10 protein-coding genes are annotated in these 12789 nt (G+C 42.3%); 5 read left to right on the forward strand and 5 right to left on the reverse strand.

Annotated elements, in window-relative coordinates; all coding sequences use genetic code 11:
* Nucleotides 1-32: 32 nt before the first annotated feature.
* The gene (locus tag LCM09_RS06785) at nucleotides 33-1172 is read left to right on the forward strand and encodes an IscS subfamily cysteine desulfurase (RefSeq protein ID WP_224879833.1); all 1140 of its coding nucleotides are present in this window, start codon (nucleotides 33-35) and stop codon (nucleotides 1170-1172) included.
* 71 nt (nucleotides 1173-1243) lie between these two features.
* On the opposite strand, the gene LCM09_RS06790 is transcribed toward LCM09_RS06785, so the two are convergent.
* The 3 genes from LCM09_RS06790 to LCM09_RS20890 form a co-directional block, all read right to left on the reverse strand.
* Nucleotides 1244-2761 carry a cell wall-binding repeat-containing protein gene (locus LCM09_RS06790; protein ID WP_224879835.1) on the reverse strand — a complete coding sequence of 506 codons (1518 nt, stop codon included), beginning with the start codon at nucleotides 2759-2761 and terminating at the stop codon, nucleotides 1244-1246.
* 183 nt (nucleotides 2762-2944) lie between these two features.
* Complete coding sequence (locus LCM09_RS06795; RefSeq protein ID WP_224879837.1) at nucleotides 2945-4087, reverse strand: acyltransferase; 1143 nt, start codon at nucleotides 4085-4087, stop codon at nucleotides 2945-2947.
* A 238-nt stretch (nucleotides 4088-4325) separates the two neighbouring features.
* Nucleotides 4326-5777 carry a cell wall-binding repeat-containing protein gene (locus tag LCM09_RS20890; protein ID WP_224879839.1) on the reverse strand — a complete coding sequence of 484 codons (1452 nt, stop codon included), beginning with the start codon at nucleotides 5775-5777 and terminating at the stop codon, nucleotides 4326-4328.
* Between the two features lie 265 nt (nucleotides 5778-6042).
* Here LCM09_RS20890 and LCM09_RS06805 point away from each other — a divergent pair, with 265 nt between their 5' ends.
* The 3 genes from LCM09_RS06805 to LCM09_RS06815 are packed head-to-tail and all read left to right on the forward strand — an operon-like array spanning nucleotide 6043 to nucleotide 9475.
* Nucleotides 6043-6699, forward strand: a complete 657-nt coding sequence (locus tag LCM09_RS06805; protein ID WP_224879841.1) for a GntR family transcriptional regulator — start codon at nucleotides 6043-6045, stop codon at nucleotides 6697-6699.
* Nucleotides 6700-6712: 13 nt separating this feature from the next.
* Nucleotides 6713-8071 (forward strand): 4-aminobutyrate--2-oxoglutarate transaminase, encoded by a 1359-nt coding sequence (gabT, locus tag LCM09_RS06810; protein WP_224879843.1) that lies wholly within the window; start codon nucleotides 6713-6715, stop codon nucleotides 8069-8071.
* 12 nt (nucleotides 8072-8083) lie between these two features.
* On the forward strand, nucleotides 8084-9475 hold the full coding sequence (locus LCM09_RS06815) for an APC family permease (protein ID WP_224879845.1): 1392 nt from the start codon (nucleotides 8084-8086) through the stop codon (nucleotides 9473-9475).
* Nucleotides 9476-9609: 134 nt separating this feature from the next.
* Here LCM09_RS06815 and LCM09_RS06820 read toward each other — a convergent pair whose 3' ends face one another.
* Nucleotides 9610-10389, reverse strand: a complete 780-nt coding sequence (locus tag LCM09_RS06820; protein WP_224879847.1) for a nuclease-related domain-containing protein — start codon at nucleotides 10387-10389, stop codon at nucleotides 9610-9612.
* 317 nt (nucleotides 10390-10706) lie between these two features.
* Nucleotides 10707-10880 carry a hypothetical protein gene (locus tag LCM09_RS06825; protein ID WP_224879849.1) on the reverse strand — a complete coding sequence of 58 codons (174 nt, stop codon included), beginning with the start codon at nucleotides 10878-10880 and terminating at the stop codon, nucleotides 10707-10709.
* Between the two features lie 295 nt (nucleotides 10881-11175).
* Between LCM09_RS06825 and LCM09_RS06830 the strand changes: the two genes are divergently transcribed.
* Entirely contained in the window at nucleotides 11176-12777 is a 1602-nt protein-coding gene (locus LCM09_RS06830; protein ID WP_224879851.1) for a sigma 54-interacting transcriptional regulator, read from the forward strand.
* Nucleotides 12778-12789: the final 12 nt, after the last annotated feature.

Here is a 12789-nt window from a genome sequence, read left to right on the forward strand (position 1 = left end):
AGTACAAGACAGAAATTAACGAGGAGAAGGAAATGATTTATTTAGACTACGCAGCGACAACCCCGATGTCAGAGCGAGCAATTGAGGTTTATACCAAGGTAGCACGGAGCTATTTCGCAAATTCACAAAGCCTGCACGACGAGGGAACATCAGCAGCTCAACTGCTCGAAATCGCGAGGCAAACAGTCGCAAACGAAATAAACGGTGACCCCTCTGGCGTTTACTTTACATCTGGCGGCACAGAATCGAATATTTTAGCGATCAATGGGCTAGTGAAAAAGCACAAAAGCGGTCATCTCATAACCGCTAAAGCGGAGCACTCCTCTATCCTTAATACCTTTCAGCAATTGGAACGCGAGGGGTTCGACGTCACCTATCTCGGCTACGATGACAAAGGACGAATTCAGATCGATAAGCTCATAGAATCACTTCGCGAGGATACCCTCCTCGTTTCGATCGCTCACGGTAATAGTGAGATTGGTACACGACAACCGATTGAAGAAATCGGTGCAGAACTTGCGAAAAGACGAATCCTATTTCACACTGATGCGGTGCAAACATTTGGTAAAGTCCCAATTGATGTTAAGAGCATGAACCTTACCGCACTCTCTGTCTCTTCGCATAAACTACACGGTCCTAAAGGCGTAGGTGCTTGTTATATCGCACCGGCAGAATCATGGCATCCTAGCTTACCCGGAACGGTTCACGAAAAAGGATTCCGACCCGGGACAGTGGATGTGCCTGGGATTTTTGCTTTTACAGCTGCTGTTGAAGAAGCAACGACAAATATGGATGCTACTGTTGCCTATTGTAATGAGTTACGCGACGTGTTCCTAAGTGAATGTGGAGGGACAAATGTAGTAATCGAAGGAGGAAATGATGCTCTTTCCCATATCGTTGGTATCCGCTTAAAAGGCATCGAAGGACAATATGTGATGAACGAACTAAACCAAAAAGGAATCGCCGTCTCGACTGGTTCAGCATGTTCAATCGGACAACAAAGCCCTTCAAAAACTCTGAAAGCGATGGGTCGAAGTGATGATGAAGCAAGGGAACTCGTTCGAATAAGCTTTGGAAAGCATACAACGAAGGAAGAGATCGTGAGGACTAAAGCATTGATAAACGGCATTCTTAGTAGGTTTCACAGGCACCACCCGAATCATGTCGAATGAGTGATCCGCACAAAAAAACACCGATCATCTCGAGATGATCGGTGCATTTCATCAGTTCGTATTAGAAGGGCCTATCTCAAATATTCTTCAAGCACTCTGTTAGTAGATTTCATGTACGTCGCAATTTCTTTACCTACATAACGTAAATGCCAAGGCTCATACTTGTACCCTGTCACATGTTCTTCCCCATCAGGATATCTGATGATGAACCCATATTCATGTGCATGTTCATCAACCCATTCACCTTCATCCGTGTACGCAAATTCTTCAACGAGCCTATAGTCAACTTCAGGACTCGTCACATCCATCGCTAGTCCGGTTTGATGCTCACTGTGCCCGGGCTTAGCGCTAACACGGTTTGCATACTCTTCACCATGTTCCTGAACATTTCGCTCATAAATACGCTTTTGTCTTTCATAAGAACGATAGCCAGACTGTGCATAAAGATCAAGACCTGCTCGTTCTGCACCATCAAATAGTGCTTCAAGATGTTCGACAGCGATGATGTTCATCTTCCGTTTGTTATGCTCATAATCAAACGGAAATGGTACGTCGGGTTCTTCTAATTTCTCAGGGACGTATGATGCTGGTAGATCTCGTTGCTTGTTCACTAATAACAATTGGATCGGCAACGAAACTTCTGTATCGACATACTCATCGATCGCTCCATATCCACCGAGTACAGTAAATTTCGTTAGTCTTTTCTCAGCAATATAGAGCTTTGCAGGGTTTGGAACATAATTTTTCTCTACCAATAGGAGTGAATCATTTGTTTTTGCTGCTAGTACGGACCCTGTTAATGCATCCGCAAAATCTAAACCAGTCGCTAAATACGTCTCATCGGCGTTACCTTGTGGGAATGCCTCTGCTACTGCTCTGGACGTTTCAAAGCGATCACTTCCAGCGATTCTCATTGATTTTGGAATGTCATTTTCAACTGATTTTGTAATAACACCAGTACCACCTATTACATAGTTCCTTTCGTTCTTATCGATTCTATTTTTCGTTACATCAGGAAGATCGTTTTTAAGCGTTAATAAAATTGGATAGCCGCGGTAAGCTGCGTATGGTGCAATCGATAACGCATCTGGAAAATTCTCACCGCTTACGACAACTGCTCGACTATTTGCGTCAATTCGATCTGCAATCAACGCTGCCGTTTCAAATCGATCGCTACCTGAAATTCGTTCAACGTCTACGTTCATTTCATCTTCTAAGTATGATTCCACATCGTTTGAGATAGCTCCTGAGCCTCCCAATATGATAACGTTACTTGCGTTTAATCTTTGAATTTCTTTCTTTGTCGCATCTGATAGTTTGTGAGATTGTGTCAGTAGAATAGGCGCATTCTCTTGATAAGCAAGTGGCGTTCCAGCGAGTGCGTCAGGAAACGCGTTTGCTCGTGATAACAGAACCGTGTCACTACCGTCAGCCCAACCTTTCTTCGAAACCTCAACAGCTGTTTCAATCCGGTCACTGCCAGAAATCCGATCGATCTCTACTGCTACGACCCCTTTAGGGAACAATAGAACTAGTCCCAATAGACCAACACACCAAAAGAAGCTTACTCCTAGTTTTCGTGTAAGCATAAAGTAATCACCCCATAGTCCCCAATTCCCGTAATATTTGTAACAAAAACAGAATGAACCAAGGATTCTAAATTTAGTAAATTGTGCTTAATAGCGATTCCATAAAAAAAGAACCCCACCATGGGGCTCTTCCTTAATACAATAGTTATTCGACGTCACCTAACACATATAGGGTGGTACCTGTCACCTTACGCTTAACGTCATCTCAGGTTCTCGTTCTTTATAAACAGGTTTTTTCTTAGCTGGCACAGTGATCACATAGTGATTCAGTGGGAACAGCTGTAGAACTTTGATAAAGCCGATAGACGTAGCAAGGACCACTACGAACATGAACGGCGCTGTTTCTGTTGTCCAAATACTTTCAGGAAGCGTTCTCGAGTAGACGAGGATGACCAGTGGATGGACCAAATAAATTCCCATCGATAAGTTCCCTAACATCGCAAAGAACTTCTCAATCCACTTCACTCTTTTCACTGACTGATACATCCCGATCACCATCAACGTCATAACCGGAATGTTGATCATATTCGTCCAACGATTGTTGTCAATCGAACCTTTTGTCTTATATTCATATACTGCAAAAACGACCAAACCTGCAAAGCCAACATAACCGAACCAGTTCAAATTTTTACCAAACTTCAAGATTGGATCCCAATGGTATGCAAGAAATCCTCCGAATACGAAGAAGAAAATCCACTTTGTCAGCATGGCCCTTTGTTCCAATAACTGACTCACTACCGTGACCGTTTCTGGTGAATAGACATAAACAAAATAATAGTTAGCGAAAACAGCTAATGCTAGCGCAATCCACCAGCCGAGTTTCGTACGAATAAGCTGAAGCAATGGGAAGATTAAATAAAATTGAAAAACGACTGACATGAAATAGAGATGATAAAACGAATTACCCATCGCAAAATCTACCGCGAACTGCTTCCAGTCTGTAAAGATATCGACTTGAAGCACATATTGCATCAAGGCAAGGTACACGATGCTCCAAATCAAGAATGGCATACCGATCTTGATCATACGAGAGTGATAGAACCGCTTCGCATCGAAGCCTTTTTTCCTTACTTGCAAGAAGAGTAAGAAGCCGCTAATCACCGCAAAAGTCGGCGTTCCATAGCGGCCAATCTGATTAAAAAACTGAGTGAATTCAGTAAACGTGCCTCCATGTTTGGAATAATAAATTGCAGTCACATGTACCATTAATACAAACAAACAAGCAATGGCGCGTAGAAAGTGAATCTCATTTATATAGCTAGATTTATTTTTATTCATAATAGGTGTCACGTCCTGTTGATTATAGTAGCGTTTGTCAAATTGCATAATCCCACACAATTCGACATAACGATCCTATTATAACGGATGCTCACGAACTATCTAGCTTTCAGCATCATTTTTCATAAAATAGTAATACTCCTGTCAATTATTTCTTAAAAAATTACACATATAACAAGATGATACTTCCAATAAAATCTAGTATTTAGCTACATTCCCTTATGCTTCCTTTTATCAAAACAAAAGAGACGAGCTTCTCAGATCTCGTCCCTTTCTCACTCTTTTCTTATTCTATTCCAAAAATATCATCCTCAACACCTGGTCCCACAGCTCCACTACCGCCTAAAATCGTGTAGAACGTCGTGTTCTCTTCAATAAGGAATTTCTTAGTCCCCGTTGGTAGCTTGTTTTTCTGAGTTAAAATGGTAGGTTCTCCAAACTTAGCTGCTAGAACAGAACCTGTAAGAGCATCAGCAAACCCTTCACCAGTAGCAATAAATACCCCAGTCGTAGCCATGTTCAACTCTTTTGTAATGGAAATTGACGTATCATAGCGATCTTTCCCTTTTAAACGAGTTGGCGAAGGAAGCTGGCTTTTCACACTCTCACTGATTGCTCCAGTACCGCCGACCACGTACGTTTTTGTATAAGAAGACATCGCGTCCTTTGTTGCCTTCGAGAGTTCGTTTTTGTCGGTTAAGAATATCGGGAGTCCATACATCGCGGCATATGGTGCGATCGAAAGCGCGTCTGGGAAGTTACCGCCATATGCTACGACCGCATGATGAGTCGGTAAAAGGGTTTCTGCGATTGCAGCTGCAGTCTCATAGCGGTTTTTCCCTTTCAACCGTCTAACTTCAAGACCCATTTTGTTTCGCAACTCTTTTTCCACCTCTGCCGAAACAGCACCTGTTCCTCCAAGAATCGTTACCTTCTTGACACCAAAATCTACTATTAAATCACGCACTCGACTATCAAGTTTCGCTTTTGGCGTTAATAGAATCGGAGCATCTAATTGAAAAGCAAGTGGCGCTCCTGCGAGGGCATCTGGAAATGTTGATCCAGTAGCGAGCACGACATTATCCGTTCCTTCTGGCCAACCGGCTTCAGCAATCGTGATCGCTGTTTCATAACGATCCTTACCTGAAAGACGCTCGATGTACTCTGTGTTATAGGCAGATAAAGCATACATGCCTTCTGAGCCGCCACCATTCAAATCGATCGCTCCTATGTAATAGGTTCCTTCTGGAATCGTATAGACTTGTATTTCAACACCGTCGTAATAGTCATAAAAATCAGGGTCGAGCCAATCTCCATAAGCATCCGCTACAAGATACCCAAGATCGACACCAGGCTGTGAAGTACCCGCAACAACAAGTTCGATCGGATTGTTGACTTTAATTTGGTACATATCTACATCATTAACATCGAATGTACCGTAAACAACATCCTCCATGTAAAGGATATTCGCCTGATTGAAATCATCATTCGGTTCATTCTCATAATAGTCACCTAGCGTTTTGATACTTGTCGGATCGTTTGAAAGCTTCTGCTTTAGATGAGTTTCGATCTTCTTCTTCTCATCTTCAGAGAACGAAGCACTTTTGTCCTGTTTTACTTTCTTAATTTCTTCTTCTAATCCATTTGAACCATCACTTGCTGCATGCACATCGCCTGACCATGAAAACCCGCTCACTAATAAAAACCCTAACAACAGCCATGATAACGTCTTCCTCACTCGCTCATCCCCCGCCTCATTTACCAAAATGTGTAACATAGACTCATTATATAGGTGCTTTGAACCATAATCCATGTAAGGTACTGTCGAACGGTGATTTGGGTATAAATTACCATATTCTTGTTCGACAAAAACCGGGTGGTGACAGGCACTATGACTGACTTTTCTGAAAATACTAGAAGTTTAGAATATAGTAAGTTATCATGACTACTAGCAACAGAGAAATTGTATACAATGCATGAACACAATTGTGAGGGATTATAAGATGACAAAACGGAGAAATGAAGAACTAGCTTATGAGAAAGTGAAGCGCGCCATCATGCTCAAGAAGCTGAATCCAGATCAACGCGTAACAGAAGATTGGTTAAGTCAGGAACTGAAGATGAGTCGCACACCTATACGATCTGCATTCAAACGTCTTGAAAGTGAGGGACTTCTTACACTTATCCCACACCGAGGGGCATTTGTTTGTAACCCTTCTGATAAAGAGCTAGAAGATGTGTTTCATCTCAGAGTCGTCATCGAACGCTATGCCGCTCAATTAGCAATTGAAAACATGTCAGATGATGATGTCGATCATATGGAGGCATTATTGAAACAAGAGTTAGAAGCATACGAATCCAAAGACTTCGAGGCCTTCCTCCAAATCAACTGCCTCATCCATTCGTTCCCTGCTAAACTCTCAAACAATACATTCCTCCTTCAAGAGATAGAGAGATTAAATCAATGGTCCGATTGCTACCTGATCTTGAAAGACGAATTTTACACCATACCAACTGAAGAAGCGAAGTCGATCCCAGAACATCATGCGATCTTAGAAGCTTTTCGAAACCGAAATGTAGACAAGATGTGCGATGCGATTGAAACTCACTTACTTTCAACGCTCGACGACTTGTCTGAACGTAAATCTATTTTTAGCTAAGGAGAGATTTTCTATGAGACATGCATCGATCAATACCCCTCTTCCAGGGCCAAAAGCTAGTGACCTATTAGAACGCAGGAAAAAAATCGTTCCTGACGCGGTTAGTTACGGCATTCCAACCTTTGCTAGAGAAGCACATGGCGCAAAAGTTACGGACGTCGATGGCAATACGTTTATAGACTTTGCTGGGGCCATCGGTACGATCAACGTTGGCCACTGCCATCCAAAAGTGAAGGATGCGCTTCATGATCAAGTAGAAAAATACATCCACACTGGCTTCAACGTCATGATGTATGAGCCATACATTGCGTTAGCTGAGAAGTTAGCAGAGCTTGCTCCAGGGTCTCACGATAAAAAAGTCCTCTTACAAAACAGCGGAGCTGAAGCAGTAGAAAATGCAGTGAAAATCGCTAGAAAATACACAGGACGCCAAGCGATCGTCACGTTCGCAAACGCTTTCCATGGTCGAACGCTTATGACGATGTCGATGACAAGTAAGGTAAAGCCTTATAAATTTGGCTTTGGTCCGTTTGCGCCAGAAGTTTATAAAGCCCCTTTCCCTTATGCTTATCGCCGTCCTGATAATATGACTGAAAAAGAGTACAGTGATTTCATGATCGATCAGTTTAAAGACTTTCTTTTAAAAGAAGTTGCACCAGAAACAATCGCCGCTGTCGTAATGGAACCAATTCAAGGAGAAGGCGGATTCATCGTACCTGACAAAGCGTTTGTACAGACGGTAAAAGAATTATGTGCTGAACACGGTATTCTTTTTGTCGCTGATGAAATTCAAACAGGTTTCGCTCGAACGGGTGCCTATTTTGCTTCCGAGCACTTTGACATCGTTCCTGACCTCATCACCGTTTCGAAATCACTTGGTGCTGGAATGCCAATTAGTGGTGTAATCGGACGGAAAGAAATGATGGATGCTGCTAACGCAGGGGAACTCGGTGGAACGTACAGTGGAAATCCACTTGGGTGTCGAGCTGCTCTTGCTGCAATCGATATTATTGAAGAGGAAAAGTTGAACGATCGTGCAAACGAAATCGGACAAAAAGTAAAAGAGACATTCCATACCTTATCAGGAGAAGTTGATTGTATTGGCGACATTCGAGGAATTGGCGCGATGGTAGCGGTTGAAATCGTGAGCGACTTAGAAAAGAAAACACCCGCAAAGAGTTTAGCAGCTCAAATGATTTCTACCGCTCAACAACAGGGTCTTCTCGTTCTCGGAGCTGGCGTCTATGGAAATGTCATCCGCTTTCTCATGCCACTCGTTATTACGGATGAAGAACTTGATGAAGGCTTATCCATCATTGAAAGCGCTGTCCGAACTGTCTGGAATACCACGTTAGTTACTTCGAATGAATAGGAGGAATCAAGTATGCAAGAAGAACAAAAGTTAAAGAAGGTTCTATCAAGATTCGACCTCCTCTTCCTTGCTCTAGGAGCCATGCTCGGTTGGGGATGGGTCGTATTATCTGGAACATGGATTACATCTGCTGGTTCATTTGGAGCCGTCATCGCTTTTGCGATCGGAGGATTTTTGGTTATCTGCGTTGGGTTGAACTATGCCGAACTCGCCTCCGCCATGCCAAAGGCTGGTGGAGAACACGAGTATGTTCATCGGGCACTCGGTGAAAACATGTCCTTTATCGCTTCATGGGCGATAACACTAGGCTATGTATCAGTCGCAACGTTTGAAGCTGTAGCGTTACCTACTGTTATCGACTATCTCATTCCCGATTACCAGTCTGGCTATTTATGGACCGTTGCAGGATGGGATGTGCATCTAAATTGGGTGTTGATCGGAACAGGCGGAGCGCTCATCATCACAGCGATTAATTACATAGGTCTTAAGCAAGCCGCTGCGATGCAGACGTTTTTCACGATCCTCATTATTGGTGTAGGACTTCTATTAATCTTTGGATCAGGTCTACACGGCGATCCATCAAACCTCGCTCCCACTTTCGTAGGAGGAGCAGGTGGAATCATGACCGTTCTCGTGATGGTTCCATTTCTATTCGTAGGTTTCGATGTCATTCCACAGGTTGCCGAAGAAGCCAACTTGCCGCAACGCCAAATCGGAATGTTTCTAGTCGTTTCCGTAATCGGGGCAATCTTGTTTTACCTTGCGATTGCCCTTGGTGTAGGACTCGGACTCAACCAAGAGCAACTAGCTGTCACTGAACTCGCTTCAGCTGACGCGATCGCGAGCTTATTTGGATCAGACTTATTCGCTCAAATTTTAATCATCGGTGGTGTAGCTGGTATCATCACGAGCTGGAACTCGTTCATCATCGGAGGAAGTCGCGTGCTTTATGCGATGGCTCAGTCCGGCATGCTTCCAGCTTGGTTTGGACGTTTGCATCCCAAATTTAACACGCCTTCAAACGCCGTTCTGTTCATCGGCATTCTGTCTATGCTCGCACCCCTTCTAGGAAGATCAGCGCTCGTTTGGATCGTTGACGCTGGTGGACTTGGAATCGTTGTCGCTTATTTCCTTGTTGCTCTTTCATTCCTTGTTCTTCGTAAAAGAGAACCGAACATGGAACGACCGTTCCGTGCAGCGAAATCTCCTGTCTACGGATATCTCGCACTTGTGCTAAGCTTCGGATTCATCACACTCTATTTACCAGGCATGCCAGCCTCCCTCATCTGGCCATACGAATGGATTATGTTCGCAGGTTGGGCAATAGTAGGATTGTTTTTCTTCATGAGAATGAGGAAAGGTGTATATAAACAAGTAAGTACAGAGAAAAGTGAAACGCTCTAAGGCAAGGCACGTGCCTGGTACCACCCGCTTTATGTCGAATAGCTTCAGCCAAGTCGGCTGAAGCTATTTTTCTATATTTATCTATTGAACGCCATCAAGTTCATTTAACATACAAGAGGCACCTGTCTCCCCACCTACTGCACAGACCTTATAGCGCGGTAAAACCCATCAGAATAATCCCGATCACATTCCAACAGTAACCTAGCGAGCTCATCGCTCGTCTTTCTTGTGATCTTCCCTTGATTCGCTTTCCTCACATAATGAATGAAATCATGGATCCTAAAAATCGGGCACTTATCATCCTGCTTGCCCATCCAAACTCCTTGAGAATTTGTCATAATCACAACAGGCTCGACTTTATAATGATGCCCATAACTCCTCAAATACTTCCTTAGGTGAACCGCATGGTAGATCGATTGCCCCTGAGGATTCTTAACGATCGTTTTCTTCGTAACATTTCCTCTACTATTGTATGGATACCATAGCCACCCTTCTCGATGTGGATAGAACCTTCCAGTGATGTCTTTGGTTTCAATACAATAGATTTTATCTGGACCAATTAGAACATGATCGATTTGCGTGCCATTTCGCCCATTCGGTATGACAAGGTCATTCAACAACGTAAACGTATCCGGTAGCCAACCTTCTATAACATCAGATACCTTGCTTTCCCCTTCTTCTCCTGGCTGGATTTGGATGTGATGATTCAATTGCTTTAGTTGAATTCTTTGTCCTCCACATACCTTTCGTAAGACAAGCTCCCTACCTACAAACCACCCTAATATAAATCCGATTGGGAAAACAAAAAACAAGGCAATACCCATTGCCATCATCCAAAGAATAGATTGAAAGAGTAGATCCTTCTTATTTTCTCGTTTGACCCGTTCAATCTCTCCTTCCAATCTTCTTTTCATAAAAAGTGATTCTTCCCTAGTTTTTTGAAGAATCGTGTCCCTTTTAGCTACCCTTGCCATATCGTCACCTTTTCTGAATTTGTATAGGAATCTACTTGCATTTATATAAGTATCAAATAAATATAGAGCACTATGTGTCACCTTGCTCCTTCCATTATTAGTATACTTATCTATCAAATAAATGTATATATATTCCAATAATATTGATAGTTACATGATAGGCCTTCCTAAAAAACAATGTACATAACAACGAAAACGAGCCGCACTTTTATGCGACTCGCTCCTCTATCAACAATTTATTACTATCTCTCGATCAATTAACCCGTAACTTGGTCGTCATTTCCACCAGGTGTATGTTGAGGTGGGAGGTCTTTATCACTGAAATCTGGGCCACCAATCGCAACCGCTACATTTACTCCTGTATAATCTGCTTGAACAACGCTGAATAGAAATCCTGTGACAAGCAGTATGTTCACTATAACCTTCTTCATCCTTATTTCCCCTTTTTTCCCTCTATTTATAAAGCATATAGTATTTAGTCTATAACTCTCTTTACTTTATCTGCATATTTATTGAGAGAATATTACAAGCATTCAACCATACCCAAGCTTACATATTCTTCTATTTTCTTTTTTAAATATAACTCTAGGCATATTTTCACCAAAAATGCTAAGGGAATGAAAAGCTGCCACATCATATTTTCCTCTCACTCCTACTCACATCAACATGCTTCTCCCCCCATCATGTTAAACTAACACCAAGCAAACTCTTCTGGAGGTTACAATCATGCAGATCCTCGCAACAGATAAAATCGAACAAGCGATTGAGTTATTCGCAAATGAAGACGTTCAGGCTTTGGAAGTTATCGATGAAAATGGCGCATCACTTGGTCTTATCGAAGTGGAAGAAATGGTTCGCGCTCTACAAGAAGACGAAGGCAGTACATCGATTGGACACATCTTAGAAACGATTGCTAAGAATCATCACCCTATACAAGAACACAGCATAAACCAAAATCAGTATACTGCGTTACTCGAAGATCCGGTTTTCAATGATATTATCAATTCTTTATATGATGGTGTGTTCATTACGAACGGTGAAGGCATACCTGTCATAGTCAACGAGTCCTACGAACGAATTACGGGTCTGAAAAAGGAGCAAGTTATCGGTTATCATATGGAAGATCTCATTAAAGCAGGCTATATCTCAAAATCAGCCTCGTTGCAGGTTTTAAAAGAAAAGAAGCCGATTACATTGATGCAGACGATTTCGAACGGGAGAAAAATCATCGTTTCCGGCACCCCTATTTTTACGCCTGACGACGAGATTCTATATATCGTAAACAGCGTTCGAGATATCACAGAACTATTGAAATTGAAGCTTCAGATTGACGAACTTCAGGATTTGAGAAACCTTAGACAAAATTCTAAAACAACGCTGAATCAACCAGATCATTCATCGATTTACTTTGGCGAAACGATGAGTGAATTGTTTTCTCTCATCAAAAGGGCTTCGAAGACAGATACGAAGATCCTTTTACAGGGGGAAACCGGTGTTGGAAAAACGATGATCGCAAAATACATTCACGAACATTCAAAGCGATCCGAAGGAAGTTTCTTAGAGCTGAATTGCGGAGCCTTTCCACCGAATCTTATTGAGGCTGAATTATTCGGGTACGAAGCCGGAGCCTTTACTGGTGCTCTAACGAAAGGGAAAAAAGGGCTCTTAGATGTCGCAGACAATGGCACGTTGTTTTTAGACGAAATCGGAGACCTTCCTTTAGAAGTACAGATCAAGTTATTAAAAGTCATCGAAGACCAGGCGTTTATTCCAATTGGATCTTCTAAATTAAAGCATGTTGATGTACGCATCATCGCTGCCTCTCATAAGAATTTGAAGAAATTAGTAGGTGAAGGGCTTTTTCGAGAAGATCTCTACTATCGACTTAGCGTCGTTCCACTCGAAATCCCTCCTTTACGATACCGTAGAGAAGAAATTATACCGTTAGCGCAACATTTTCTTGAACGCTTTAACGAGGAGTATGATGTAGATCACTCCTTGAGTATTGAAGCACTGGACATGTTACATGAGTATGATTGGCCAGGTAATATACGAGAACTTAAGAATGTCATAGAACGCTTAGTGGTCTTGACACCTCACCCCAAAATTCAGTTGGCAGATTTACCAAATGACTTACTCCATTTCAAAAGTGACCACCTAAATTCTGAACGTGATGAAATCATTCCACTAAAGAAAGCACTTGAACAAGTTGAACGTGATTTAATTATGAGAGCGATGAGGAAGTACAAGACCACAAGGAAAGCGGCCGAAATTCTTGAAGTGAGTCAATCGACCATCGTACAAAAAATGAAAAAGTGGGAGCAATGATTAAATATCTAA

This window comes from Guptibacillus algicola (genome assembly GCF_020171805.1).
Lineage (GTDB): Bacteria > Bacillota > Bacilli > Bacillales > Guptibacillaceae > Guptibacillus > Guptibacillus algicola.